This window comes from Lyngbya aestuarii BL J (assembly GCF_000478195.2).
GTDB classification, from domain to species: domain Bacteria; phylum Cyanobacteriota; class Cyanobacteriia; order Cyanobacteriales; family Microcoleaceae; genus Capilliphycus; species Capilliphycus aestuarii.
Window position 1 is genome coordinate 1 of the sequence record NZ_AUZM01000046.1, and the last position, 26,689, is coordinate 26,689.

Below are 26,689 nucleotides of genomic sequence, written 5' to 3' on the forward strand. Positions count from 1 at the left end.
GGATCAAGCAGTGGTTGCTTTAGTTGAGCAAATTCTCTCAACAACAACTCCTTTAACGGTTAAACTCAACGGCGTGCGATCGCTTTGTTGGATAGAAACTCTGAGTGCTATTGATCAACTTCAACATATTTTATTCACGAGTTTAGATCAGCCAACTTCTAACCCCTCATCCTTCTCAATTCATCAAGAAATCATTCAAGGATTGGGACGAATGAGCAAACCTGAAGCGAAAATTCTAGCCAGTCAAATTTTAGTTGAATTTCTCCAAAGTCAACATCCCTCTCTGCAAATTCCGACGATTAAACAACTGGTTGCTTTAAGCTTAGGACAGTTAGGAAATATCACTGCTTTTGATCCTTTGGTACAACTGTTAGCAGATTCGGAAACCACTGTTCAATTTCATTGTATCGCCGCCTTAAAACAGTTAGATTCTCCCTTAAATTCTCCCTCAGTCTATGAACGACTTCAACAACTTGCCCAACATCCTAATCTTGATCCCTGTTTAAAACAGGGAATTGCGATCGCATTAACAGAATGGTAGCTTTCATAAATTGATTAAATGCAGAAACTCTAAAACCGAAGATTGAGAGCGTTTTTCAACTTCCTATTGCCTGGGCGAAGTGCTATAACTTTAGAAAAAAAGCCAATTAGGAATTAATTAAAATTTTACTAATTTGTTTGAGTGCGGCTAAAACTTGTTCAATTTAGTTGTATCATTCGATAGATAACGCATAAGAACAACCAGATTTAGGCGGTTCAGTTTTAACCCATTTCACAAATACAAACTCTCGACCATTCACTAAAAAACCAAAGGTTGGTTTATCCCTATTCGGACTATTCGACAGATAAACGAACGCTTGTGGTAAGGCTTCCATCACATCAAATTTAGCGCTATAGAAACCCGGTTTTTATAACTCATAAAACAACAAGAGGCGCAAACCTTGCGCCCCAAAAGATTGAATTACAATTCTAAAACTAACGCAATTGAAGAATTTTAGCCGTTAACGCTAAACTTTCTTCATACAAAACATCACGACCCCAACGTTGCAATTGTTGCGTCATTAGAGATTCTGCTTTTTGATCAGAAGTCGCTGTCACCTGTTCCGTGCGACAAGATTGGGCGCTTCCGCCGGCTTCCATCCGCATACAACCTGTGGTTTCTGAACACAAAATCGTGCAGCAATTGGCATTAGGGTTACTAGAAGTTAACCGCAAACCGACCAAATCACCGGGAATTTCACCATAATCAGCAGCAGGAATCGCCGCCAACTCAGCAACAACTTCCTTATCATTGGGAGCTTTAAACTTGACATATTTCAAGTCATAGTCTCCGCCTTCAGAAGTAAAAGAAATCGGTTTCCAATCGAGGCGAGAAGCATACCAACCCAAAAACATTAACGCTTGAGTTGCATTTCCCTTTTCATAATCAATCGCCACATTATCAATTTCACCCAACGACATCCGACGTTCAGGGGGGTCAAAAGCAGCGGCCGATAATTCTTGCCAGGGCGCCAAACGATGCCAATTCAAGTCAGCAATGTAAGTTTCTTGTTCGATCAATTCTTGCATTTTCAGCAATTCCGATTCCGGATCACTAAAATAACAAGAATCCACAATCAAACAATTACTACAACCCGACAACCGCTTAAACAAATCTTGTTCGGGGTTGGGTGTTGCCTTCCACCAAACAAACTTCGGTAAGTCAGGAATCAGCAAAGACTCCACAATATCATCGACCCGTTCTAATGCTTCTTTAGTGCCACGTAGGGTAATATATTCAGCACAAATCAGACTTTCTTCGCTTTTTTGCTGAATCGGACAATAGGCAGAAACCTGAGCCGTGACACCTGTATCTTCCCCCATCGTCGGACAAAGAGTGATAATCCGACAAGGATTTTGAGCGGCGATCGCTTCACTAATACTAAAACCGCGACCATCTAAATTAGAAATTTTTTGGCGATCGCTGGGTAACTTCGCAAATTCTTCACGCAGTTTAGCGAGTGTGTGTGAGTCTACCCGACCAGTAATACTGAAACCATAAGTCTTTTGAGCTTCTTTAATAGCTTCGCGGGTTTCAGTACCGTGAATCCCATCAATTTGCCCGGAGAAAAACCCCAACCCGGCTAGAAGTTGTTGAAATTCTTCCGGCTCATAAATCACCATACTAAACGTCGCCGCCCGGGTAGCAACCGCCGTAGTCTTTCCGCTCCCAGCAGCTTGAGAGAGCCAGATCCCATTTAATTCTTCCTCAATTTCGTTAAGGGAGATATCTTTTGGTTTTTGCAGTGCAACAAGTGGTGTACTCTTCATGGTGTCAGTCGTTAGTGATTAGCTGTTAATTTTAGAGATGTTCAGTAAAAACATCTGTGGGAAGTCTTTGACAATCGGGCATCAGCAGTATCGCTCATTCCAGTCAGTGCTATGCCCGGATAGTGATTAGTTTAGATCCTAAAAACGGGGACAGGTACTCATGCAAGAGGGAACAGGCAGGTAACAGACAACAATCATCAGCGATCAGTTCTGTTCATTTGTCATCTGTCATCTGGTCACTGTTCCGATTGCCTCTCCCCACAATTCTACAGTCTGCGCCAATTACGACCATGGCGGTTGAGTAACAATTCCGCTTCTACAGGTTCCCAAGTTCCCGCTTCATAGAAAGGAATCGCATCAGGGGGAGCAGGTGCATCCCAAGCTTCTAACAGGGGAGTAATAATCTTCCAAGACGCTTCTACTTCGTCATCTCGGGTAAATAGCGTTTGATCACCGAGCATACAATCAATCAATAGACGAGCGTAAGCATCGGTATTCGGCTTGCCAAAAGCGGAGTCATAGCGAAAATCCATATCAACCGAACGAGTTCTCAATGAATTTCCCGGCGTTTTCACGTCAAACCGCATAGAAATCCCTTCATTGGGCTGAATCCGCAGAGCGAGAACGTTGGGGTTCGCTTGTTTCGCCGCCGACTGGAACATCAAATAGGGAACTTCTTTAAACTGGATGGCGATTTCTGAAACTTTTTTCGGCATCCGTTTTCCGGTTCGTAGATAAAATGGCACCCCTTTCCAACGCCAGTTATCAATGTGTAGTTTCAGCGCTACATAAGTCGGCGTAGTAGAGTTGGGGTCAGCCCCTTCTTCGTCTCGATAACCGGGGACTTGTTCGCCTTTCATCCAGCCGGGAGTATATTGACCTCTAATCGCCGAATTTTCCAGGTTGTTAATATCGGCAAGGTGCGTCGCCTGCAACACCTTCACTTTTTCGTTGCGAATGCTATCAGCATCAAGGGAGTTGGGGGCTTCCATCGCCGTGAGCGAGAAAACCTGCATCAAATGGTTCTGCACCATGTCGCGCAACGCCCCGGAGGTTTCATAATAACCCGCCCGTCCTTCTAAACCAACGGTTTCTGCAACCGTGATTTGAACGTGATCAACAAATTGACGATTCCACAGGGGTTCAAAAATCGCATTGGCAAACCGGAACACCATCAAGTTTTGAACCGTTTCTTTGCCCAAATAATGGTCAATCCGGTAAACTTGTTCTTCTGCACAAACCTCACGGACAATCCGGTTGAGAACTTGGGCGGTACTCAAGTCGCGGCCAAACGGTTTTTCAATCACCAAACGCTGCTTTTTCGGGTCTGGCAACATACCCGCAGCACCGAGTTGTTGAATCGCTTCTCCAAAGAAAGCCGGGGCGACAGACAGATAAAAAACACGATTTCCCCGTGTTCCCCGTTGTTCATCGAGTTCACTCAAAAATACTTTGAGTTTCTGATAACTTTCTGACTGATCGATATTACCGGAACAATAAAATAACCCCTTAGCAAAGTCGTTCCACAGTTCTTCTGACTGTAAGCCACCGCCAAACTCCTCGACACCGATTCGCATCTGTTCGCGGAAGTAGTCATGACTCCAATCTCGTCGAGCAACTCCGACAATGGTTAGTTCCGGAGGGAGCTTGCGTTCGAGCCGCATCTGATAGAGGGCTGGAACCAATTTACGTTGAGTTAAATCCCCTGATGCACCGTAGATCACTAAAATCTGAGGTTCAGGGACGCGATCTTGTTGCAGTCCAACCCGTAACGGATTTTCCAGTAGTGTAACCATTTACATTCCCTTGTCAATTTGGTTGAGGCGGTGACACTTTTTGTTTGTGTTAATTATCTGTTTTTGGCGATTAGCAAACCGTTAGAAATGAACAGTTACCCATTTTACTTTTTAGGCAAGGAATCTTTGAGGTTGAAAGCCTGACTCGGATTTGCTCTTGAGTGAGAATTTGCCGATTAATCTTTCTGCTTTGTTTCTCTAGGATACCTAAAATAATCCGGTTTTCAACTGAAGCTCTCATCTCTAAATGATCCGGTTGTCACCCGCTAATCACCTTTGGTCAATCAGACTTTCCCATCAACCCGGTTTTACTTACTCACTTCAATTGCATTCAATCGATGAGAAATCGGGTTTTTAGTTAACAAGTTTGTTCGCTTGCACTCACTATCCTACAGTCGAAAGCTGTTTAACCTTTTCTTCGAGAGAACTCATTAACGAAGTAAACGGTTTGACAAACTTATCAATGCCTTCGACTAACAATTGATCCATGACTTGATCGAGATCAATATTAATCTTTGGATCATTGAGACTTTCAATCAAATGATAGGCTTGATCAACCTCAGTTTCCACGCGATTTTCAACATCACAGTGATCGGCGCAAGCATCAATGGTATTCGGGGGTAAAGTATTAACCGTATTCGGCCCAATCAGTTCATCGACGTACATCACATCGCTGTAAGCCGGATTTTTGGTACTGGTACTTGCCCATAAGAGCCGTTGTGCATTTGCTCCTTTGGCCGATAAAGCTTTCCAGCGATCGCTTTGAATAATTTTCTTGTATTCTTGATACGCAATTTTAGCGTTGGCGATCGCCACTTTACCTTTAACTTTCTCCAGTTTGGCTTGATGATTGAGATCGGTAACTCCTTTGAGCTTGGCATCAACAGTATCATCAATCTGACTATCAATGCGACTGAGAAAGAAACTCGCAACCGAAGCCAACTTGCTAATGTCTTCCCCTTTGTTGACACGAGCTTCTAAGCCTTTGATATAAGCCCAAGCCGTATCAACATAACATTTCACCGAAAAAAGTAATGTGACGTTAACATTAATGCCGTGAGCAATCACCCGTTCTACCGCCGGAAGTCCTTCAGTGGTTCCAGGAATCTTAATCATCACATTTTCTCGGTCAATTGCTTTGTAATAGCGTAAAGCCTCTTTCACAGTGCTTTCCGTATCTTTAGCAATCGTCGGCGGAACTTCGATGCTGACATAACCATCTAATCCCCCAGTCTGTTCATAAACGGGCTTAAAGATGTCGCAAGCATTGCGAATATCCTCAAACACGAGAGATTCGTAGATTTCCATCACCGACTTTCCGGCTTTAATCCCTTTGTCGATCTCCGCATCATAGATAGCGTTTCCCTTAATGGCTTTCTCAAAAATCGCCGGGTTAGAAGTAATTCCCCTCATCCCTTTTTCAACCATTAAGGTCTTTAATTCACCGGACTCAATAATGTCACGGCTTAAATTATCCATCCAGATACTTTGACCGAGATTGCCAATTTCTAGCAGATGATTTGTGGTCATAACTGCAATTCCTGTAACGTCTACAAATTCAATCGGTGGGTTTTTTAGAGTAGATGATGATGGTGTTTTTTTTACGCCGAACTCTGGTAATATTGACCGCTCGTGCGTGTAGAAACGACTATTTTTGATCGCGACGCTCCCGATCTTGAATAAAGGACTTCACTAAGGTCACATCTTCTTTACTCCCAATAACTAGGGGTGTACGTTGATGTAACTTTTCTGGAACCACATCCATAATTTCCTCTGTTCCGGTAGAAGCCTGTCCTCCAGCTTGTTCCATTAAATACGCCATCGGAGCCGACTCATAAAGCAAACGGAGTTTTCCTTCGGGTTTTTTCACCGTACCGGGGTATAGGAATACACCCCCTTGATACAAAATTCTATGAATATCTCCCACTAACGCACCGCTATATCGAGCCGTGTAACCGTCGTGACGATGAACATAGCGGATATAATCGCGAATCGATTCATCCCACTGCCAGAAGTTGCCTTCGTTAACGCTGTAGACCGGGCCATGATCCGGAACTTTGATGTTCTCATCTGCAAGGATAAACTCACCCAGACTCGGGTCAAGGGTGAAGGAATGTACGCCTGTTCCAATGCTGTAAACCAGCAATGTACTTGGGCCATAGAGGATGTAACCAGCGCCGATTTGTTTATGTCCATGTTGCAGCAAGTCGGAAGCCGTACCGTCTTCGTCGTTGCCTTCCTGCTGTCGAATTGAGAAAATTGATCCCACATTCAAGTTCGTATCCAGATTGGATGAACCATCTAAGGGGTCGTATAGCAAGGTGTAACGTCCGACAGGGCAGTTTTCAGGAATGTAATAGGGGTTCTCCATTTCTTCTGAAGCCAAGCGACAGACTAAGCCGCTTTGTTTGAAAACGGAGATAAACACTGAGTTGGAATAGAGATCCATTTGCTTGACTTCTTCACCTTGGACGTTCACACTGCCCGTGAACCCCAAAGCATCATCGACTAATCCCGCTCGACTCAAACGGCGTGCGATTAACTTACCCGCTAGTCCGATGCGGTTCATCAATGCACTGATATCTTGAGCATCGGGTGAAAAACTATTGAGTTGTTCGAGAACATGACGGGATAGCGTGGTGCAGTCCCGATCTATATATTGTCCCTGATCCATCGGATCGGAGGGCGTAGGCTTGGCTGGAATCTGAACCATGATTTCGTCTCCGGTGTCTACTCGTCTCGCCTTTGACAGTCTCACCTACAAGCTTTATAACTTGTCGAGAGATTTTTGCTGTTTCCTCTTTTTGCTGGACTAGACTTCAGAAAAATCTAACTTTTGCGACTTCGAGTCCACAAGCATTTTAGTTTGACTTCTACTGACTGGCTGACAGCAGAAAGATCTCCATCTATATTAAGGAGACTTTTTGGGTCAGACGGCCAAATTTTAAGCTAAGTTTTATATCTTTCGTCTGTTGTTAAGGTAAATTTATTTTTTTTTCTTAAAGAATAAAGATTAAGTTCTTGTATATCGGTTTAAGATTGGTGGGTGGGTCGTGGAACGAGGAATAGGGAACCATCAGCTTTTTTTGTCACTTCGAGGAGAGGAAACTTAAAAACAAAAGTCCAGAAGCCCTAGAAACCAATGGTTACACCTGATCTGTATCAATTGGCGAGTCTTGATCGGGAATTTGCAAAGATTAAAGTGGCTGATGAGGTTGAGCCACTTCAACACAATAATTAAGCGGGACTGTTCCACAGGATAGACGATCTCCGTTCCTCACACCTAAAAAAAGTAATTTAGAACCTCTTTTACTGAGTCACCAAAACTCAGATTAAAAGCTCAATATCCTTAAATAAAGCTATATTTTTATGGAACTATAACGATTGCGAGGATGATTCATTTCTAGATCTTCAACGTCTGAATAACGTACATATTCAGGCTGTTTTTTATCTATAAAATAAGTCGGCTGAGAACAATCTTTGTTGTAATCACTTTTCTCGAAGCTTCGATCATCTTGTTCATTTGAGGAAGATGATCCCTGATCATTCCAGATTAAAACAACGGCGAGGATAAGGTAAACCAAAACAACTTCCATACTGAGACTTTCTCCTTATTTGTGTGAGGAAACCGAGGTTTTTGACCTAAAAGTATTACTTTCAGGATACTTAACTATTTCTTATCCTACTCGGTATGATGAAAGTAATAATGAGTGCTACTCTACAGAAATTTAGACCGAATTATAGTAGGGTGATTGAAACTTAAATAAAGCTTAAAAAAAGCTGATCTTAGTATTGGGTTTGTTATGTTGAGTGAGATTAGCGAAAAATTTAATAATATTTAAAGACGAATTTTAATCTTTTTCTGTATCATTTGTGGTTTAATTTTAAGTTAACTTAAAGTTAACCCCTTGAAAAATCAACGAGAAAAGACGTGGACCCCTCTGTGAGTTGATTCCGCTTCTCTGATCCCCTCCAATTATTTAAAGAAGTGTCACAGTAGAGAGAGAGTAGAGCTAACTCTCCTGCTGAGAAATACTACTATTCCAAGAAATCTATCCTTGTCGTTGAGTTATCATCACTATCACCTTCATCATCATCATCATCATCATCAATTTCAAACTCAAACTTTTCTTCTGCTAAAACTTCTTTTTGTTGTTGAATTTTATTCATGTCTTCGGTTGTCGTAAACGCATCTGAAGTCAAAGTTTGTGAACCTTGAGAATCTTTGCTCTCATCAGATGAAGGTGTTTTATTCATTTCACCTAAACTAAATTTCACCATTAATCTAGGCCCTGAATTGCCGAGACAAATGACCATTCCATCTTTAATAAAAAACTGATTTAAAGGTTTGTTATTGATATATGTACCATTTGTACCAAAACTGACAACCTCCCACCCTGATTCTCGGTTCCAGAGTTCTAAATGATGACGAGAAACAACAGCATTATAAATCACAATATCATTATCTTTTGCACGGCCTATCCGAATGACTGACTTCTCTTTAAAAGTCCATCGGTTGACAGGTATGGGTTGAGTTGGGTGAATGAGGATCAGAGTAATCACTTATGGATCTAAAACTGAGATAAAAATATACCTAAAAGGTTGAGTTTGAATCATTTATTAGTCCGATGATTTGCTTTTTATTGGCTTTAAATTTGATCGAAGTCTCGCAAAACTGATCATTTTTGAGTTATTCATAACTTCAATTTAATTTGAGGAAGAACTTTCAGAATGTTCCGAGTTAGTATTTTGAGTATTAGTCTCGGAAGAATTCGAGGGAAGCATTTTGGGCGATGAATCCTCTGTTTCCCTTTCTTCTGAAATGATTTCAGCTTTAATTTCTTTCATCTCCTCCTGTTTTCCTTGTGTCATTTTTTGAGCATTCCGTTTCAATCCTTCCAAGTGTTCTCGGGTTTTCTCAAAATCCTCTTGTAAGAATTCAGCCGCTTGACCCATCTTTTTCCCTAACCCTTCTGAATATTGCTGAGGGTTTTTGAGGGCAGATTCTAACACAATTAGACGTTTATTTCCCGCACTCGAAACTGCTGTTGAGGGAAGAATATAAACCCCTTCCAATACACCTCGTAACCCCTGAGACGTATAGAGATAACTATAGACAAACCCTGTTTTCAACTCAAAAACATAGTCAACAATTGCACCAATTTTATTCCCACCATCTGTCCAAACTTCGTGATTCATCACGTGAATTGCTTGTTCAGGTTTAGCCTCATTTTTAGACGCTTCATAGCTGCGACAATTGACCAGAACTGCATCTTCACCAATTTGAGTAATATCGTCCCAAGTAAAAACTCGTTTTTGACCTCGAAGCAGTCCAGATTTACAAGTCAAAGCCATGACTTGATGGGACTGAGAATTAAGCCACAGTTGTTCCACTCGACCTAAATCTTCAACCGTATTCCGTTCTAGCACTAATCGATTGATTAACTCACTGCGTTTAATCATCTTAATTTCAGTATTCATAGAGTCAGTCCCCATACTAATGACAGTTTGATAACCGTTAAATCTTGATATCCTCTTGATTTTCTATTGAAATTGATACACCGCTAAAACCGTACAAAACAATCTAAAATAAACCTCACTCAGTTTCTGTAATATCATCTTCATAGGGTTCAGCAGAGATTAATTGAGAAGATGTAGAAGATGAAATCGAATCAATTTGAACTTCAGTATTCAAATGATCAACCGTTTGTATTTGTCTTTGTGTAATTCCGATTCGACGCATTAAATGTTGAGTTTTCTCAGCAGAGATATTCAGCTTAATTTTTGGCCCCGAAATTGCTAAATGAATAATTTGTCCATCGACAATCGGAGATTTTTGAATCAGTTTGCCGTCGAGATAAGTGCCATTTGTTCCTAAACCAATAGCAGTCCAAGTTTTTTCTTGATGTCTTAGCTCGACATGATATCTAGAAACAACAGCACTGTATAAAACAACATCATTTTTAACAGAACGGCCGATCCGAATCACCTCCTTCTGTTCAAAAGTCCAAGTCCGAACGGGGATAGATTGGTTGGGATGAAGTAAAGTTAAGGTAATCACATTGACAGGTTTCAGTTCAAGTAGAGCACTCAAGACGAATTCTAGATTTTCCGTACCGATTTTGAACCCTAACAAATCGTGACTGATTGATCAGGTTACATCTCAAAATTTTCCTTTTAAAGTTTAGTTCAAAATCATACCGGACATCTAAAATTTAACTTAGGAGGGTTGTTGAAAAATAAATGAAACAAGGTCACCTTTTCCAAGAGAAATGCGATCGCCAGGTCGCAATCGATGTCGATTTCCCTTCGTCAGAGGAATATTATTGACATAAGTTCCGTTAGAACTGCCGACATCTTCAATATAGTAGAAACCTCCCTCAATGCGAATATCGGCATGAGTCCGAGAGACAACTTCCGAACTCGGGAAACCCGAAACATCAATATCTGGAGGAACTAGCTCATTAGGTTTACCCACGTGAATTACAGGTAAATTGAGAGGGAGTTCTACAGTTACATTCGTCTGGATGTGAAGTAAATGTGCCGATTGGCTTTGAAGCTGAGTATTTGTACTCGCCGTTTTTGCAGCCGATACTGTTGATGGAGTCGGATTGATTTCGTCAGGATTGGCAACAGACGCAACCCCCACGGGATCGGGATCGGGATCGGGATCGGGATTTGATTTTTCTAAAACGGGAGACTCTAATGTAGAAGAAACAACAGGTTCAGGCATCACCAACGGCTCAGGTGTCACAGGAGCAGAGGGCGGGGAAACCACAGTCGGTAGAGCGGCTTCTTGTTCTTCTAAAGATGGCGATGTCGGTGTGGGCTGTAAATTGTAGCCACATTGACCGCAAAAAGCCGCATCACTTTGAATGGTTGCACCACAACTGGGACAAGCCATTGTACTCGGTAGGGGAGTATAGCAAGCTTCACATTGAGTTGCTCCCTCGGGATTTTGGTGATTGCAATTTGGACAAACAATCATCACTTTTTCAGTAGTCAGCTACTTACAATTCTGACACCTTAAGACACTATCAGCTATGAAATTGTGAGAAATAGGGAATAGGCAACAGGCAACAGTCAACAGGTTGCAGGTTACAGGTGATCGCTGAAAACAACTGATAACTGTTAACTGTTCACTCTCAAGACTGGTCACTGATCACTGTTAACTATTCACTGTCAAGACTTGACCTGCGGCTTCATCAAATAGCCACCACAGTTCCCCTTGAGGTTGAATTGCACGAGACGGATAAGCCATTTCATCGGCTGTTTCTGCAAAAACCTGGGTTAATGCGGGTTGCTTGTTTGCACCTGTAACCAAAAACAGGACGCATTCAGCTTGGTTAATGAGCGGAACCGTAAAGGTGAGACGAGGTTGACCCGCTTTATTCCCCACTGCAATTAAGCGATCACGAACTTGTAACGCTTCTGTATGGGGAAATAGAGACGCAGTGTGAGCATCATCGCCCATACCGAGCAAAATCACATCAAAAGCTGGAAATTCTCCCGGTGAGACTTGAAAAAATCTCTGCAATTCGGCTTCATACTGACGAGAATCAGCGAGCGGATCATTTCCCGCCGTTGGCATTGGGTGAATATTATCTGCCGGAAACGCTACACAGTCAAGCCAAGCCAGACGAGCCATCCCTTCGTTACTATCCGGGTGATCGGGAGCAACGTAGCGTTCATCTCCCCAAAAAATATGAATTTTATCGAGAGGTAAATTTTCAGTCGCCAGTGCTTCATAAAGCGGTTTGGGCGTACCTCCTCCGGCCAACACCAGCGTAAACCTTCCTCGCGCTTCAATAGCGGGTGCAATTTTGTCCAAAATAATCGCTTTTGCTCGTTCTACAAGCTGATCACGACTGGGAAAAACTTCAATATTTTTTTTCATTGTCCTTCAATCGAGTTCAACAACAAATAACAGGCATCAAGCATCAGGAATTGTAGATTAATCGTGGGTTTAACCCCTAGTTTCTCTTTGACCTAGCTCCTGACCAAATCAACAGCTAAAATAAAACTGTTAGAGTTTGAATAGCAAACCCGTGAGAATGGCAGTGACGAATTAATCCAGCCCAAGACTAGGTTACACCCTGAGATTATCAGTGATTGACTGCTTGCGGTGAGAACTCTAATAATTTCTTTAATCCCTCTGGAACGGAAACTAAACCGATGTCTATCTTTAAAAAAACATCTGAGTCTCTCAGTGGTGTGACCAGCGCTCTCAAACCCCTGACCCAACCGAGATTCTGGGGTTCAATGGGCGTTACGGCGGTTGTTGTTGCTTTTATTTGGCAAGTTTCAGAACATCCTGAATGGTTTGAGTTGGATGATATCAAGCAAGCGATTTCCGATTCGGGTAATTTAGAGGATCGACTTTCTCAAGAAGAACGATCAATCGCCGCAGATATTGACAGTTCAGCCGTCTTACTCAAGGAATTAGAAGGGCCACAACTGTTACCCTTTCCGATGGACACTCCGATTAATGCAGGAGTTGGGGTTCAAGATCAGGTGCGTAAATCTCGTTTAGATCGCTCTACAACGCCTCAAACTTCCTCTAATCCCCGGTTGGAACAACAATCACCATCGGATAACAGTTTACCTACTTTTTCGGTGACACCAACTCCCTCTGAACCGAATAATATTCTTAATTTCAATTCAACGCCGACTTTATCAACGACCACCCCTTCACCTCAAAATCCTTCGGGCTTAACGCCTCAGATGACCTTTGATGCAAACTTTCCGAGTGCGACAGCGACAGAGGAAGGAACATCAACGCAGAGTCCCTTACAAGCCGCGATGGATCAACAATCTATTTCTGGACAAGGACAATCTCAGAGTTCTAGCTCATCTTCCCCGTCTACTGACTATAATGATCCGGTTCTGAACTTCAATCAACCTCAAGTTAATTCTATCAATACTCCCGGAAGACCAATCCCTTCTACTCCGACAACCGTTGGGACTCAACCAACTGTTCAAATCCCACCAGCCACATGGATTGTTCCTCGTACAACGACAACTCCCACTACCCCCACCAGCCCGATACCGACGACCAACTCCTATCAAACTAATATTTCGATTACTTCTCCTGTTATTCCTGCTCAACCGATTATTCAGCCTTCTCGAACTGGGGCGGCTGTAACTCCAGATCTACAGAGTATTTATAATTCCTATGGGGCTTATCCTAACGTGAATTCTAACGGTTCCTACGGCGCTCCTTTTCCCAATAATAATGCTTCTTCTCCTTCAGCCTATCCGGGCTATTCTAACAACGCTTCTACGAATCCCCAAGATTATCAAGTTAATCAAAATACCCTAATACAAAATAATCAGGCGGATCAATTTAATCAAATGAATCAGCGTCCTTTCTCTGCACCTCGTCCCGTTCCCGGGCGAAGAATTGGAGGGGGTGAAATCAACACTTTTGCTAACCCTTAACGCTAATTTTGACCTTGTTTTAAGATACACTCAGCATCGAGTAGTTGTCGGTGTTCACTTCTAACCACTGCACAGCCTTCGACTAAGGTTGATAGGACAAATACTTGTTCTTGTTTGATGCTGTTTAAAATGGGTTCAACTAACTCGACTTGTCGAATTAAAACACGAGTGGAAATATAATCGGCTTTAAATGTACTTTCTCCATCGAGTAACCAAAAATCAATTCCATATTTACGGATAAAGTCTTGAACTTGACGGAGATCAGAACTATATTGAGCGTTAATCAAGTCTATTAACCGTTGCTGAAATGCAGTGTAATATTCCGTATGGTAGGGGTAGTCATATTCCTGTGCAATTAAGGTTGAACGTTGGGCTAAAGTGGGAATAAAATCGGCTTCTTCTGAGAGAGTCGCAACTAATGTATCTTTGGGTTGTTTCTGAAGAAATTCATAGATGAGGGGTTCTTTTCCAGTACGATAAAGTTGATTCGGGAGAGTAACTCCAGGTAAAAAAGGAACAGTAACTAGCACAACCCCCAAACAGAACGTTAAGCTAAAAAGCATTAACTGATATCGAGTTAAACCGTTTTCTATGATTTGAATTAAAGCTCGTAATTGTGCTTCTAAGATTAATGTTACAGCTAAACCGGATGCTAAAATCAAGACAATTTTTAAGCTATGATAGGTGTAGCGAGTTGGAAAATAAAGCTGGAATAAAACAGCATGAGCTAAGAAATATAATACCAAAGAAGCTAAAATAATTTGTCCTAAAATTATAACGTTATAATGAATTTTTTGAGCGAGAGAAAAGCGTTCTGTTTGTTTAGCTAAAAAAGGAAATCCTAATCCAAATAAAGCGAGTGGCGGTAAAATTCCTAAAAACAGTAAACCCGTTTGAGGGGCGACTAACCAGTAAATGAAAGGATTATCGTGAAAGAAAAAAGCTCGTCCAAATAAACCATCTAGAGGATAAAATTCAGGTTTTAATTTTGCTTGAGCAATGGTGATCATTTCACCAAATTCAGTTGTTGTCAGTTTGTAGGGAAGTAAAATCAAAACAGCGACAACTCCTCCGAATAACCATGCTAAACGGTTGAATTTAAGCGAAGAAAGTTTTATTTGATAATTTTGTAGATTAAATAGTCTTAAGGTGAGAATTCCTAAAAACAGGAGTGTAATTTGAGGATAAAATAAACCCGATAAAGCGATAATAATCAGCAAAGGAAATAACGAGTTCCGTAATAAGTAATATAAAAATGCGAAAAATATAGGATAAACAAAGGCTCTCGGCGTTGCAGAAACGAGATCATCTTCTATCCATAAAGTTTGATTTAAAATTAAGCTTGTGATTAAACCCACAGCCGGAATAGGTAAGAATTGTAAGCTGACAGCAAAACAGTAGCCAGTCGTAATCAAGCCTAAAATTAACGGTAAAACTTTACTTGCAATTAGAGGATTAATTCCTAAAAATGCGAGAAACTCATAAAATTTTGTATAACCCCAAGGGGCGAGAGATTGTAAATAATTCGCAATTAAATCTTGAGGAAAAAGTTCAGGATCAATAAATCTTTGCATCCAAAAAACGTGTTGTCTTGCATCATCTTGAATCACATATTCACTTGTAAAAGCTTGTTGCATAGAAAGCAAACCATATCCCAATACAATCAATAGACTCAGAACTAGACAAAATCTTAGAGTAGGATGAGAAAGAGAAGTTGTTTGAGTAGTTAAAAACCGATGTAAACGTTTAATTAAGCGATGAGAAAATGGTTTTAAGCTTTTCAGGTTGAACATATTGAAACGACAGATACTCCCGATGATTTAAGGATGCTTTGAAAGTTTTTTAAGTTGTAGTTTTAACGAGAGGTTTTATAAAGGAAAAATCCTGAAGCCCCTAAACCTATCACAATGGGTAGCCAACCCGCAAGAAAAGGGCTAATAATGGCTTTTTGTCCCAACGCCCCGGTGATAAATGCCAACATATAATAAGAAAAAATAATGATGATACTAATCCCGAAACTGGTTGATCGACTCGTTCGTTGATGTTGAGAACCCAAAGCAGCCCCTAATAATCCAAACACCACACAAACAAACGGAAGGGAATATTTTTGTTGAATTCTAACTTTAGTTTTCTGAACAATCTTTTCATTCCCACTACTTTTCATCAGTTCTAAATATTCATGGGCTTGGATAACATTCATTTCGTCATAGCGGCGTTTCCGACTCGCTAAATCTAAAGGAACCCGAGGCAATTTTAATTCTTTGTGATCAAAACGGATAATATTACGATAAGAGCCTTGAGGATCAATCATATAAACCGTACCATCAAAAAAGTCCCAACTCTGTTGTTTCCCATTCCAGACGGCTGATTCAGAGGAGATAATTTGAGTGATGCCTTGTTGAGACTTATCCAAAATCGTCACTTCATTCATGTATTTTCCATCAAATTCTTGAGCATAGAATAACCGCACAAGAATAGTTATTTCTTCATCGGAGTCTTCGATAGGAATTGTACGATACTCGGGATAAAAAATATTTTCTTCTTGAACCGGAAGCCGATCTTGATGCAAGGCTTGTTCGAGAGTAATTGAAGCCCGATAGTTAGTTGCTGGAACAATTAACTCATTGAAAACAAACATAGAGGCGGTAATAAATAAGCTAAAAATTAGCGTCGGAATCACCAACCGATAAATACTAATTCCACAACTTCGCAAGGCGACAATTTCACTATCACTCGACATTCGCCCATAAACAATCAGCGTTGTCAAGACCATTGACATGGGAAAGGATAAGACAACAAACTCAGGCATCTTTAATAAAAAGATTTGGATCGCAATGCTCACATCCAAACCCGACTCAGCCACTTTCCGAACTAAGTCAAAAACCGTATCGATCGAAAGAGCGACAGAAGTAAATAATCCGACACCAAACAAAAATGGGGCAATGAGTTCACTAATAATATAGCGATCTAAAATCGATAGATAGAAACTCGGAAATTGAAAAGAATTAATAGACTTGGAAACTGATGTTTTCATAGTTGAAAGCTATCACCAAGATAATATTGTCGTACTAGAGGATTATTGTAGAGTTCTTCGGTTGAACCCGCAGCAAAAATTTGTCCGTCTCGCATAATGTAAGCTCGATCGGTGATTTTCAGCGTTTCACGAACATTGTGATCGGTAATCAAAATTCCCATCTGGCGATCGCGAAGTCGGGCGACAATTTGTTGAATTTCAGAAACGGCAATCGGATCAACTCCTGCAAATGGTTCATCAAGCAACAAAAAGTTAGGAAGTCTGACACCAGAAGCCAAAGAACGGGCAAGTTCTGTTCGTCGTCGTTCTCCTCCTGAGACTTGATTTCCCATGGTATCAGCCACTTTATCCAAGCGAAACTCCCGCAATAAAGTATTTAGTCGAGAATGCCACAAATGGGGAGGAACTTGGGTTTGTTGCAAGATTAACAGAATATTGTCTCTTACGGTTAAATGACGAAAAATACTCGCTTCTTGTGTCAGATATCCAATTCCTAGTCGCGCCCGTTTGTGTATAGGTAAAGTGGTAATGTCCTGTTCTTCGAGATAAACCTTACCTTCATCGGGTTTTTCGAGTCCTGTAGCGATGTAAAATGTGGTTGTCTTTCCGGCTCCATTTGGCCCAAGTAAGCCGACAATTTCCCCTTGAGAAACCGACAAGTTTACCCGACTGACAACTGTGCGTTTTCCATAGGATTTGTGGATATTTTCCAGGACAATTTTCATAAATTGATCAACCTATACTTCTGCCGATGTCAGTGAATTCAGACAAACACGACTAAACCCCAGTACAAGATTTAGACTCAAAAAGTCGGATCAGGGGTCAACTCGCACGAACAAAATATCTACTCTTTTACGAGGGTCTATTTCGGCAGTTTTCTCCGATTCACTGATCATCCCCATAAGTTAAAAGAGTTACTGGGTCGGGATTTAGCGGGCAGGAGGAGCGCTAAACGGATTTTTAAAAGCAGGTTTGGGGTTAAAGGGTTCAACGGCAGCATTTTTGGTGCTGCTGCTGTCGTCTGGAACAATATAAATCGATTCTACCTGTTGACCTCCCGCCGGAAGTGCAACAAAGCGTCCTTCCTCGATCAGATAGGTAACGGTTTCTCCACGAATACTACTCCCCTCTTGCAAAATGTAGACATCTCCACTCAATACAATTCGTCCTTCTCGACTAAAATATTGAGCTTGAGCGGCAGTGGCTTGAATATTACGAGCCGGATAGTTAATTTGAACATTACCCCGGGCTGTTACAATTCCGGTATTCGCATCTGCTTCTTGAATATCAGAGCGAACGGTCATCGCCGTTGCGGGATCTTGTTTGGCGGGCGGAGCGCTTTGGGCTTTACTAACAGAAGGATTGAAAAAGTTTTCGGCAACAATTACACCGCCGATCGCACTTGGCAGTAATAGCGCAATCAGTAAGCGTAATATTGTTAAGTTGAGTAATTTAGCAGGATACATAATAACGTTTTGACAGAACACAACGGACAAGAAAACAGACCCCTTTACGGTTCTGACTGTGTAGCAATATAGATTGATCTGTGTGCTTATTGTACTCGATACAACACCGCGATTGTGCGATCCGGCAATCAGGCATTAACAGTGTCCCATGTTTTCTCTAGGGTTAAAAGTCATCGGTACACCGCCTGCGATCACTCGTACCCTGCGTCAAACTCTCCGGCTCTCCCCGACCTCCTCCGCTCCCTAAATCCATCGATTAGTCGCGATCAATATCTCGAAGCTAATATAGCTGATATAATTGAGTGGCATATTTCTGAGCGCTTCTGACGATCCCATGCAGCCTGATGAATCTTCTTTGGGCTTTTAATCGTCAATGCTATCTGCAAGCGTGAACAAGTTGAGGGAATTACAGCCTTAAGCTGTGATCGGCTAGCTTGGTAATCGTAGCAGTATCTTTGAAGTACGACTTCGAGAATATACCCTCAGACCCCTTGCGGTTAATGCCGAACGTGTGTCAAGTTAGATTAATCTCCAACTGTAGCGAGTTCCATGCAGACTGAAGCTTTCAGCGAGCTTTTTCCCTTATTTAAAGGGGCAAATCCAGAGACCTTAGAATGGCTCCTATCCGTTGCGGTTAAGCATGATTATCCAGCCAATCGTGCTGTCGTGATGGAAGATGCCTGGGGGAATGCGGTTTATTTTATTGTCTCCGGATGGGTGAAAGTCCGACGCTTATCGGGTGATAACGTGGTGACATTAGCAATTTTAGGCCGGGGTGATTTTTTTGGAGAAATGGCAATTTTGGATGAATCTCCTCGCTCAAATGACGTGATCGCTCTCTCTCCAGTTCGGTTGATCAGTGTTTCAGCTCAACGATTTATTCAAACGTTGTTCAAAGATCCACAGTTACATCATCGGATGTTGCAGTTAATGGTACGTCGTCTTCGCCAAACCAATCAACGCTACCAAATTCGCCACCGTCCTCCGGCTGTGAAGTTAGCAAATACTTTAGTGGAATTGGCTGAAAATTATGGTCAAATCACTGAAAAACGGGCGGATATTTTTAATATTCCTTACCAAGATTTAGCTGATGTAACAGATATTAGCTTTGAAGAAACCAACAAAATTATGGAAAAGTTGATCTCGAAAGGGTGGTTAGAAATAGATGAGGACAATCAAACTTTGCATTTAATTAACCTCAAACATTTAAGTCATCTCGCTAGCCAATAGTTTGTTGTAAAATGAAAAAATAGTTTTTAACTTAAAAGTCTTTTCTGAACTAAATTGTCCATCCAGAATCAAAAATTAAATGACTGAAGCAACTCAATCTCGTCCTCACCTCCAAGCGGAACAAATCCCGGTGATGCAATATAGGGTGGGGATGTCTCAACCCCAATCTCATCTATTTGAAGTTAAATTATGTGTTCGGGTTGATCAGGAATTGAGACATTTAGTAAAATCTGGGGTTCTAGATTTGAAAATGCCTGTATGGACACCCGGTTCCTATTTAGTTCGTGAATATTCTCGACATCTCCAAAAGTTTCAAGCCTATGATCAAGCTGGACAACCCTGCACTTGGCGGAAACTTAGCAAAAATCATTGGCAAATTGATATTAATAATGTTCAGGAATTATTCATTGAATATCAGATTTTTGCCAACGAATTAACGGTTCGTACAAATCACTTAGATAAAACTCACGGATATTTTAACAGTGCGGCTCTGTTTTTCTACATTCCTGGTTGGGAAAAACATCCGATTTGGGTAACTATTGAACCGCCAGAATATTGGCAAGTTACAACAACTTTACCGAAAGTTTCTGATCAAGTTAATACATTTAAAGCTGTAGATTTAGATACTTTAGTTGATACTCCCTTTGAAATTGGAACCCACAAGATTTATGAGTTTAAAGTTCGTGAAAAATCTCATCAACTCGCGATTTGGGGCGAGGGAAACGGAGACAGCGATCGCTTAATTGCAGATTTCCAAAAAATTATCGAAGAAGAAGCTGATTTGTTTGGAGATTTACCCTATGAACGCTATTTGTTTTTATTGCATTTATCCAGCCAAGGATTTGGAGGATTAGAACACAAAGACAGTTGTTCTTTAAATTATCCTCGGTTTGGTTTACGCGACAAAGACAAATATAACCGCTTTATGCAGTTAGTCGCCCACGAATTTTTTCATTTATGGAATGTGAAGCGAATTCGTCCAAAAGCCTTAGAAGTATTTAATTATGAGCAAGAAAACTATACAGAATCTTTATGGTTTTGTGAAGGAACAACCAGTTATTATGACATCGTGATTCCTTGGCGATCAGGTATTTTTGATGTCAAAACCTTTTTTAAAGAACTTTCAAAAGATATTACCCGCTTACAAACAATACCTGGGCGCAAAATTCAACCATTAAGTGAGTCCAGCTGGGATGCTTGGATTAAACTTTATCGCCGAGATGCCAATAGCGATAATTGTCAGATTTCTTATTACTTGAAAGGGGAAGTTGTTTCCTTTTTACTCGATTTATTAATTCGAGAACGTACCCGGAACCGTCGTTCTCTAGATGATGTCATGCGGCGAATGTGGGAGGAGTTTGGACGCCAAGAAATTGGCTACACTCCCGAACAGCTTAAACAGGTAATTGAATCTGTCGCCGAAACCGATTTAACGGACTTTTTTGAGCGATATATTTATGGAACAGACGAGTTACCTTTGAATGAATTTTTAGAACCGTTTGGCTTACGATTAAAAGCAGAAAAATCGGATAGCGTTCCCTATTTAGGACTACAAGTGATTTCTGATGGGAGTCGAGAACTGATAAAATTTGTAGAAGCCGGAAGTCCTGCCCAAATCGCCGGAATTGATCCAGACGATGAATTACTGGCTTTAAATGGCTTCCGGGTGAATGCTCAACAGTTAAGCGATCGCCTCAAAGACTATCAGCCCGGTGAGACAGTAGAATTGGCTATTTTCCATCAAGATCAGCTACAGACTTGTTCGGTAACACTCGCTGAACCTCGCCCCAGTAGCTACAAAATTGCTTCTGTTAAAGATCCATCACCCCAAAATCAAAGAAACTTTTCAGGATGGTTAGGATGTCCTTACCACAAGTTGTGAGATGATGTCATATATCGAAGCAAAGCAGTTGAATAAAATCTGTTTTTGCGGAGATTATTTGTTGTCTCAAAATCATACAATTAAAACAATGTCAATGCAAGTACCCCCTCCACCCCCAATCACCCCCCGTCAGATGAATTTGCTGCGAGTTGTCACGGCGATGGCTTGGGCGGATGGACATCTAGCACAGGAAGAAGTTGCTTTGATGCTTGATGAATTTAGTCGTTTATTTGCGGTGGGAAGCGAACAGGAAAAGTTGCAACAAGAATTAACAGAATATTTGATGCAAAATATTCCGTTAGAAGAATTAATTCCGAAGTTAAAAACTCAAGAAGAACGGGAATTAGTATTAAGATTAGGCTATGAAGTGATTGGGTCTAGCGCTCGTACTCCCCATGAACCTAATATTAATAAAGAAGAAGAAGCCGCTTATCAAAAGCTAGTCAAGTTACTCGATTTACCGGAAGATGTTGTTAAGAACATCGAAGCGCAAGTCGAAGCTAAATCTAACAATACTCCGAATTTAGTTGCTCGGATGACTGAGGAATTAGGAGCGTTTGTTAAGGGTGAAGAATAGAGTGAGATTGGTCTCACGGTTTAAGGAGTTCGTCAGAATAAAAGGGGAAAATGCGATCGCAAACTTCGATTTAATTCATCGTTCTAAAACTGGCGAACTCTCTTTGAAGTGACTGGTGTTAGGTTTTTTTGAATTAACTGATTTTTAAGTAATCAATCTTCACTTCAGGAAACTTTTACCCAAAAACTGGATGTAATAATTTTACCATTGCGGTTAAATTGTCCCCAGACTTTATAAGTTCCGGGTTTAGGAAAGTTCGTCATAAAATGCACTTCATCGGGTGGAGTATTTTTGAGCGCATGAGCGTGAATATAGTCTGCTTTGGTTAAAGGATTAGATTGTTTAAAGATAACCAAATGACCTTGTTCACCGAGATAGGGTTTTAAATCATTAATCGGCTGATTTGTTTTTGCATCTTTGAGGTTGAATTTCAAAGTGACTTCCTGACCTGATTGTAGCACGGGTTGGGAAGAAGTCAAAGTGATTTGTGTATCTTCTAAAATTTGACTCATATTTTCATTAATTTTAACAGATGAAGTTAGCTGAACTCCGGGAACTTGAGCATTTAAAAGGGTAATTTCTTCTGACATTCTACTGGGTTTGTAGTCGGTAACGAGGGTATAACTTCCGGGTTTGGGAAAGGTGATTTCGACTTGAAATAAACCGTCGCCGTCATATTCCGGGTGAAGATGTTCAAATACGTCTAAATCCTCACTAACAACAATTAAGTGCATTAGCTGTTCTTGAAACGTCTCAAAATCAGTAATCGGTTTTCCAGTTTTATCTTGAATTTCTATCAAGAAAGTCTGCGGTTGATTAACAGCAATTTGACTGGGTTTTGTGAGTTGTGCTTTCGTTAAACTCGCCGATTCTGAACTATGATTTGAATGGGAATGAGTAGAAGATTGATGATGAGCGCTTAAATTATCACCACTATTATGATTCATTTGATGGGTTTGTTGTGCTTGAGTAGAAGCATCTTTTGAGGGAGAATTAACAGCACAACTTTGGATTAAAGTCAATAATGATGGAACAGCAAAGAGAGAAATTAGAAAACGATTCATAATTTTAAATATTTTGACTCAATTTTCAAGAGTGATAAAGTTGAAAATAACATCACTTTATGAAATCGGAATGAAATTTACTTTTATTCATTAACGCGAGTCTATAAAGATTGAATTATTTTGAGAAGCAACCTAAATAAACCCGCTTGCATTTCATAAAGCTTTAACTGTTTATCGGTTGAAATTAAATCTTCCGTTCACTTTTTCACCGTTAATATCGCTCAAGACAGCAACTTTATATTCCCCCGTTTCTTCTCCGGGTAAAAAGACTGCATAATGTTTTCCGGCTTGATCATATTCTAAATCTAATGCTTGTTGTTCGCCGTTGGGTAACTGAATTTGAGCGGTAACTTTTGCACCGGGAACCGCTTCATGGCTATCCCCACTTTGTAAGTAAAAATCAAGGTGAGTTCCACCTGGTTCGGGTAAAGCAACAAACTCCAAATGATAGGCGCCGGTTTCGACGACTTGACCGCCTTTTTGGGGTGCGGAATGGTCTGCGGTTGCGGTTTCGGTTGAGGCGGTTTCTACAGTGGGTGATGGGGTGGTTTCGGTGGTGTTTTGAGCAGTTTCACTGGGAGAACAGGCGGTTAAAACGGTTAATCCCAGGCTGCTAATCATAACAATATTGAATAAAAAACGTTTCATGGTTTGGACTCCTATAATAGTTGAAAATGCTGTTATTTTTTCTAAAATTATTGTACATTATTTTAGAAAATAAATCAGAAAAAAATGAAAGTTATTTTATTAAAATGGAAGTTTCATCAGGAGTATAAAAATCTTGAATTACAACTGTATCTTTCTTTGTTTGGGGAACCAAATATCGTCCAAATTGGGAATATAAAGCCGGAAGAACTAATAGAGTGAGTATAGTCGAACTAAATAATCCCCCTAATACAACAACGGCTAAAGGTTGCAAAATTTCTTTACCCGTTCCGGTTCCAAAAGCGAGGGGAACCATTCCCAAAGCGGAGGTAAAAGCGGTCATTAAAATTGCCACTAGACGTTCAGTTGAACCGTCGAAAATAACCTGTTTTAGGGAAATTCCTTCGGCAATTTTTTGATTGTAGTTATCAACCAATAATAAACCATTGCGAGTCGCCACACCAAACAACGTAATAAACCCAACCATAGACGCCACCGAAAGAACCCCCCCACCCACAGCGACAGAAAAAATTCCCCCGGTTATCGCTAAAGGTAAATTGAGCATAATCATCATCATTGCGGAAACAGATTTTACTGCAAAATACATTAAAACAGCGATAACAACTAAGGCTAAACTGCCAAAAATAAGTAAGTTTTGACTGGCTCGTTCTTCCGATTCAAATTGACCACCATATTGAATAAAGTAACCCGTTGGCGGGTGAACGTTTTGATTAATTTCGGCTTTAATTTCATCAACAACGCTCCCCAAATCTCGACCGGAAACATTCGCAGAAACGACGATTAAACGGGAAACATTTTCGCGGTTGATTGTATTGGGTCCGGTTCCATAGTCAATTTTAGCGACTTGCGCCAAAGGAATTTTAGAACCCGTTGGCGTATCAACCCACAAATTGCGAATGGTATCTAAATTATTGCGATATTCTTCTTGCAACCAGACCACCAAATCAAAGAACTGTTGATTTTCTAAAACTTGTGAAACCACGCGACCATTAAGAGCAGTTTCGACAATTTCAGCTAAATTTCCAACGCTCAAACCGTAACGCGCCGCAGCCGAACGGTCAAATTTTATTTGTATTTGTTTAATCGGAACTTGCGGTTCAAGCTGCAAATCAACAATTCCCGGAATTTCACTTATTACATCTCGAACTTGGGCGCCAATATTGCGAAGTTCTTGTAAATCATAACCGTATATTTTCACCGCAATTGCACTTCTAACCCCCGATAAAACCTCATCCATACGGTGAGAAATAAACCCGCCAATATTCGGCGCGACTCCGGGTAATTTGGCAAATTCTTCGCGGATAATTTTGATACTTTCTTCCCGATTTTTTAGTCCTAAATCGCTGAGTTATACATCCAAATGTCCTAACGTTACACCCCCGGCGTCCGCATCTCCTGGCGCCCGTCCCGAACGCAGTTGAATTGAGTCAAAATGGGGGTCATCCATCAGCGCATCTTGAATGGCTAAACCCGCTCGATTTGTCATTTCTAAAGAGACGCCGGGATAGAGTACCATTGCGTTAACAAGAGAGCGTTCTTGAAACTCCGGTAAAAACACCCGTCCCAGTGTTGGAAAAAGCGTTAAGGATGCAACAAAAGCCGCAATTGCGGTGAATATAATCACTTTGGGAAACTGAATGGAAAATTTTAAGACGGGTTGATAAAGTTTTTGAGAAAGTCTGGAAATCCAAGTATCATCTTCGGGTAATTGTTGGGATGCGAGTAAGAAAGCGCACAAAGCGGGGGAGAGGGTTAACGCCACAATAGTTGAGGCGAAAATTGAGATTAAATAGGCGATTCCCATCGGTGCAAAGATGCGACCTTCTACGCCAGTTAAAGTAAAAATTGGCGCGAAAACCACTCCAATAATAACGGTTGAAAAGAGTACGCTAACCCGAACTTCTACGGAGGTATTATAAACGACTTGAAAGGGATGTTTGGGATTTTCTAATTGTTGATTTTTTCGCAATCCTCGATAACAGTTTTCCATATCAACAATTGAGTCATCAACCACCGAACCAATCGCAACAGCCAACCCCCCCAACGTCATGGTGTTAATCCCCTGACCGAATAAATTCATAATCATTAATCCGATTAACAAAGACAGGGGAATAGCGCTTAAAGTAATGATAGCGGTTCGCCAGTTCATTAAAAATAACAGCAGAATAATCGAAACAATAATAATCCCATCTCTGAGGGAATCCCTAACATTTTCTATCGACGCATCAATAAAGTCAGATTGGCGAAAAGTAACGGTCACTTCCACATCATCGGGTAAACTGGCTTTTACTTCTTCCATTGCAGATTCAACCGCTTTTGTAACAGTCGGAGTATCGGCTAAAGGCTGTTTATTGACCATCACAACAACGGCTCTTTTTCCGTTTAAACTTCCGTCTCCCCGCTTCAATGCTTCGCCGATTTTCACATCAGCAACATCCCGCAATAAAACGGGTGTACCCTGACGAGCGGTAATCGCGGATTGTTCTAAATCTTCAATCGATTCTATGCGTCCAATTCCCCGAATTAATAACTCTTTATCGGGGCTAATTAAAAATCCTCCTGCTGCGTTGGTATTGGCGGCTTCTGCTGCGGCTGTCACGTCTTCTAAGGAGACATCAAAGGCTTGTAATTTTGCCGGATTAACTAATACTTGATACTGGCGAACATCTCCCCCGTAAGCAATCACTTGAGTCACACCGGGAACGGCTAATAGACGGTTTGTAATGTCTTTATCTACTAACTGTCGCACATCCATTAATGTTGTTTTTCCACCGGATTCGACAGTAAAAGCATATTGAATAATAGTACCAATTGGCGAAGAAATGGGAGAAATTTGGGGCGTTTCTACGCTGTCTGGTAACTGTTCTGAAGCTTGTTGTAAACGTTCGGTAATCAGTTGACGAGCCAGATAAATATTTGTTCCCCAATTAAACGTTACTTTTACCACCGAAAGTCCCACCGCAGAAGCCGAACGAACGGTTTCTAAACCGGGGGTACCATTAACAGCGCTTTCTATCGGTAAAGTGACCAAAGATTCAACTTCTTCGGGTGCCAATCCCGGCGCTTCGGTTTGGATTTCGACTTGGGGAGGTGCAAAGTTTGGAAACACATCTAAAGGCATTTTAGAAACGGTATGAATGCCCAAAAATGTCACGATAATTGCACCAATAACCACCAACCAACGTTGAGCTATCGACCATTTTAAAATGTTATCTAGCATAAG

Annotated in this window: 22 protein-coding genes and 1 pseudogene; 5 read left to right on the forward strand and 18 right to left on the reverse strand. The window is 41.1% G+C overall.

What is annotated here, in order from left to right:
- Positions 1–541, forward strand: a 541-nt coding sequence (locus M595_RS18130) for a HEAT repeat domain-containing protein (protein WP_023067843.1), incomplete at its 5' end; no start/stop codon positions are given.
- 172 nt (positions 542–713) lie between these two features.
- Here the strand turns inward: M595_RS18130 and M595_RS31225 are convergent.
- The 11 genes from M595_RS31225 to pgl form a co-directional block, all read right to left on the reverse strand.
- Entirely contained in the window at positions 714–875 is a 162-nt protein-coding gene (locus M595_RS31225) for a hypothetical protein (RefSeq protein WP_023067846.1), read from the reverse strand.
- Between the two features lie 100 nt (positions 876–975).
- Positions 976–2,310, reverse strand: a complete 1,335-nt coding sequence (gene opcA / locus M595_RS18135; RefSeq protein ID WP_023067868.1) for a glucose-6-phosphate dehydrogenase assembly protein OpcA — start codon at positions 2,308–2,310, stop codon at positions 976–978.
- Between the two features lie 266 nt (positions 2,311–2,576).
- Positions 2,577–4,106: a glucose-6-phosphate dehydrogenase gene (gene zwf, locus M595_RS18140; protein ID WP_023067862.1), complete on the reverse strand. Its 1,530-nt coding sequence runs from the start codon at positions 4,104–4,106 to the stop codon at positions 2,577–2,579.
- A 384-nt stretch (positions 4,107–4,490) separates the two neighbouring features.
- The gene (tal, locus tag M595_RS18145) at positions 4,491–5,636 is read right to left on the reverse strand and encodes a transaldolase (protein WP_023067866.1); all 1,146 of its coding nucleotides are present in this window, start codon (positions 5,634–5,636) and stop codon (positions 4,491–4,493) included.
- Between the two features lie 118 nt (positions 5,637–5,754).
- Positions 5,755–6,819: a class 1 fructose-bisphosphatase gene (gene fbp / locus M595_RS18150; RefSeq protein WP_023067841.1), complete on the reverse strand. Its 1,065-nt coding sequence runs from the start codon at positions 6,817–6,819 to the stop codon at positions 5,755–5,757.
- Between the two features lie 646 nt (positions 6,820–7,465).
- Positions 7,466–7,702: a hypothetical protein gene (locus tag M595_RS18155; protein ID WP_023067848.1), complete on the reverse strand. Its 237-nt coding sequence runs from the start codon at positions 7,700–7,702 to the stop codon at positions 7,466–7,468.
- A 442-nt stretch (positions 7,703–8,144) separates the two neighbouring features.
- Entirely contained in the window at positions 8,145–8,669 is a 525-nt protein-coding gene (locus M595_RS29400; protein ID WP_023067869.1) for an FHA domain-containing protein, read from the reverse strand.
- 144 nt (positions 8,670–8,813) lie between these two features.
- Positions 8,814–9,587, reverse strand: a complete 774-nt coding sequence (locus M595_RS18165; protein ID WP_040484323.1) for a PRC-barrel domain-containing protein — start codon at positions 9,585–9,587, stop codon at positions 8,814–8,816.
- A 115-nt stretch (positions 9,588–9,702) separates the two neighbouring features.
- Positions 9,703–10,200, reverse strand: a complete 498-nt coding sequence (locus tag M595_RS18170; RefSeq protein WP_338041658.1) for an FHA domain-containing protein — start codon at positions 10,198–10,200, stop codon at positions 9,703–9,705.
- A 126-nt stretch (positions 10,201–10,326) separates the two neighbouring features.
- Positions 10,327–11,094 (reverse strand): double zinc ribbon and FHA domain-containing protein, encoded by a 768-nt coding sequence (locus tag M595_RS18175; RefSeq protein ID WP_023067838.1) that lies wholly within the window; start codon positions 11,092–11,094, stop codon positions 10,327–10,329.
- Positions 11,095–11,274: 180 nt separating this feature from the next.
- A complete protein-coding gene (gene pgl / locus M595_RS18180; protein WP_023067867.1) occupies positions 11,275–12,003 on the reverse strand; it encodes a 6-phosphogluconolactonase in 729 nt (242 codons plus the stop codon).
- A gap of 278 nt (positions 12,004–12,281) precedes the next feature.
- On the opposite strand from pgl, the gene M595_RS18185 reads away from it, so the two are divergent.
- Positions 12,282–13,547 (forward strand): hypothetical protein, encoded by a 1,266-nt coding sequence (locus tag M595_RS18185; protein WP_040484317.1) that lies wholly within the window; start codon positions 12,282–12,284, stop codon positions 13,545–13,547.
- A gap of 2 nt (positions 13,548–13,549) precedes the next feature.
- Here M595_RS18185 and M595_RS18190 read toward each other — a convergent pair whose 3' ends face one another.
- The 4 genes from M595_RS18190 to M595_RS18205 form a co-directional block, all read right to left on the reverse strand.
- A complete protein-coding gene (locus M595_RS18190; RefSeq protein WP_023067844.1) occupies positions 13,550–15,340 on the reverse strand; it encodes a hypothetical protein in 1,791 nt (596 codons plus the stop codon).
- Between the two features lie 62 nt (positions 15,341–15,402).
- A complete protein-coding gene (locus M595_RS18195) occupies positions 15,403–16,581 on the reverse strand; it encodes an LptF/LptG family permease (protein WP_023067863.1) in 1,179 nt (392 codons plus the stop codon).
- Positions 16,578–17,306 (reverse strand): LPS export ABC transporter ATP-binding protein, encoded by a 729-nt coding sequence (gene lptB / locus M595_RS18200; protein WP_023067855.1) that lies wholly within the window; start codon positions 17,304–17,306, stop codon positions 16,578–16,580. Before lptB ends, M595_RS18195 begins: the two co-directional genes overlap by 4 nt.
- 204 nt (positions 17,307–17,510) lie before the next feature.
- The gene (locus tag M595_RS18205) at positions 17,511–18,047 is read right to left on the reverse strand and encodes an LptA/OstA family protein (RefSeq protein WP_023067871.1); all 537 of its coding nucleotides are present in this window, start codon (positions 18,045–18,047) and stop codon (positions 17,511–17,513) included.
- A 549-nt stretch (positions 18,048–18,596) separates the two neighbouring features.
- On the opposite strand from M595_RS18205, the gene M595_RS18210 reads away from it, so the two are divergent.
- The 3 genes from M595_RS18210 to M595_RS18220 all read left to right on the forward strand — a co-directional run bounded on the left by M595_RS18210 (position 18,597) and on the right by M595_RS18220 (position 21,736).
- Positions 18,597–19,277, forward strand: coding sequence for a Crp/Fnr family transcriptional regulator (locus tag M595_RS18210; protein ID WP_023067859.1), 681 nt, complete (start codon positions 18,597–18,599; stop codon positions 19,275–19,277).
- Between the two features lie 79 nt (positions 19,278–19,356).
- On the forward strand, positions 19,357–21,159 hold the full coding sequence (locus M595_RS18215; RefSeq protein ID WP_023067856.1) for a M61 family metallopeptidase: 1,803 nt from the start codon (positions 19,357–19,359) through the stop codon (positions 21,157–21,159).
- A gap of 94 nt (positions 21,160–21,253) precedes the next feature.
- The gene (locus tag M595_RS18220; RefSeq protein WP_023067830.1) at positions 21,254–21,736 is read left to right on the forward strand and encodes a tellurite resistance TerB family protein; all 483 of its coding nucleotides are present in this window, start codon (positions 21,254–21,256) and stop codon (positions 21,734–21,736) included.
- 164 nt (positions 21,737–21,900) lie between these two features.
- Here M595_RS18220 and M595_RS18225 read toward each other — a convergent pair whose 3' ends face one another.
- From M595_RS18225 to M595_RS18235, 3 genes and pseudogenes are all read right to left on the reverse strand, one after another.
- Positions 21,901–22,800 carry a DUF8832 domain-containing protein gene (locus M595_RS18225; protein ID WP_023067842.1) on the reverse strand — a complete coding sequence of 300 codons (900 nt, stop codon included), beginning with the start codon at positions 22,798–22,800 and terminating at the stop codon, positions 21,901–21,903.
- 171 nt (positions 22,801–22,971) lie between these two features.
- On the reverse strand, positions 22,972–23,448 hold the full coding sequence (locus M595_RS18230; RefSeq protein ID WP_040484318.1) for a hypothetical protein: 477 nt from the start codon (positions 23,446–23,448) through the stop codon (positions 22,972–22,974).
- A gap of 91 nt (positions 23,449–23,539) precedes the next feature.
- Positions 23,540–26,686: pseudogene (locus M595_RS18235) on the reverse strand (efflux RND transporter permease subunit).
- Between the last annotated feature and the right edge of the window lie 3 nt (positions 26,687–26,689).

Excerpts from the sequence above, each read along its gene's own strand:
- M595_RS31225 (WP_023067846.1), bottom strand. The coding sequence starts at position 875 with ATGGAAGCCTTACCACAAGCGTTCGTTTATCTGTCGAATAGTCCGAAT.
- opcA (WP_023067868.1), bottom strand. The coding sequence starts at position 2,310 with ATGAAGAGTACACCACTTGTTGCACTGCAAAAACCAAAAGATATCTCC.
- zwf (WP_023067862.1), bottom strand. The coding sequence starts at position 4,106 with ATGGTTACACTACTGGAAAATCCGTTACGGGTTGGACTGCAACAAGAT.
- tal (WP_023067866.1), bottom strand. The coding sequence starts at position 5,636 with ATGACCACAAATCATCTGCTAGAAATTGGCAATCTCGGTCAAAGTATC.
- fbp (WP_023067841.1), bottom strand. The coding sequence starts at position 6,819 with ATGGTTCAGATTCCAGCCAAGCCTACGCCCTCCGATCCGATGGATCAG.
- M595_RS18155 (WP_023067848.1), bottom strand. The coding sequence starts at position 7,702 with ATGGAAGTTGTTTTGGTTTACCTTATCCTCGCCGTTGTTTTAATCTGG.
- M595_RS18165 (WP_040484323.1), bottom strand. The coding sequence starts at position 9,587 with ATGAATACTGAAATTAAGATGATTAAACGCAGTGAGTTAATCAATCGA.
- M595_RS18175 (WP_023067838.1), bottom strand. The coding sequence starts at position 11,094 with ATGATTGTTTGTCCAAATTGCAATCACCAAAATCCCGAGGGAGCAACT.
- pgl (WP_023067867.1), bottom strand. The coding sequence starts at position 12,003 with ATGAAAAAAAATATTGAAGTTTTTCCCAGTCGTGATCAGCTTGTAGAA.
- M595_RS18185 (WP_040484317.1), top strand. The coding sequence starts at position 12,282 with ATGTCTATCTTTAAAAAAACATCTGAGTCTCTCAGTGGTGTGACCAGC.
- M595_RS18190 (WP_023067844.1), bottom strand. The coding sequence starts at position 15,340 with ATGTTCAACCTGAAAAGCTTAAAACCATTTTCTCATCGCTTAATTAAA.
- M595_RS18195 (WP_023067863.1), bottom strand. The coding sequence starts at position 16,581 with ATGAAAACATCAGTTTCCAAGTCTATTAATTCTTTTCAATTTCCGAGT.
- lptB (WP_023067855.1), bottom strand. The coding sequence starts at position 17,306 with ATGAAAATTGTCCTGGAAAATATCCACAAATCCTATGGAAAACGCACA.
- M595_RS18205 (WP_023067871.1), bottom strand. The coding sequence starts at position 18,047 with ATGTATCCTGCTAAATTACTCAACTTAACAATATTACGCTTACTGATT.
- M595_RS18210 (WP_023067859.1), top strand. The coding sequence starts at position 18,597 with ATGCAGACTGAAGCTTTCAGCGAGCTTTTTCCCTTATTTAAAGGGGCA.
- M595_RS18215 (WP_023067856.1), top strand. The coding sequence starts at position 19,357 with ATGACTGAAGCAACTCAATCTCGTCCTCACCTCCAAGCGGAACAAATC.
- M595_RS18220 (WP_023067830.1), top strand. The coding sequence starts at position 21,254 with ATGCAAGTACCCCCTCCACCCCCAATCACCCCCCGTCAGATGAATTTG.
- M595_RS18225 (WP_023067842.1), bottom strand. The coding sequence starts at position 22,800 with ATGAATCGTTTTCTAATTTCTCTCTTTGCTGTTCCATCATTATTGACT.
- M595_RS18230 (WP_040484318.1), bottom strand. The coding sequence starts at position 23,448 with ATGAAACGTTTTTTATTCAATATTGTTATGATTAGCAGCCTGGGATTA.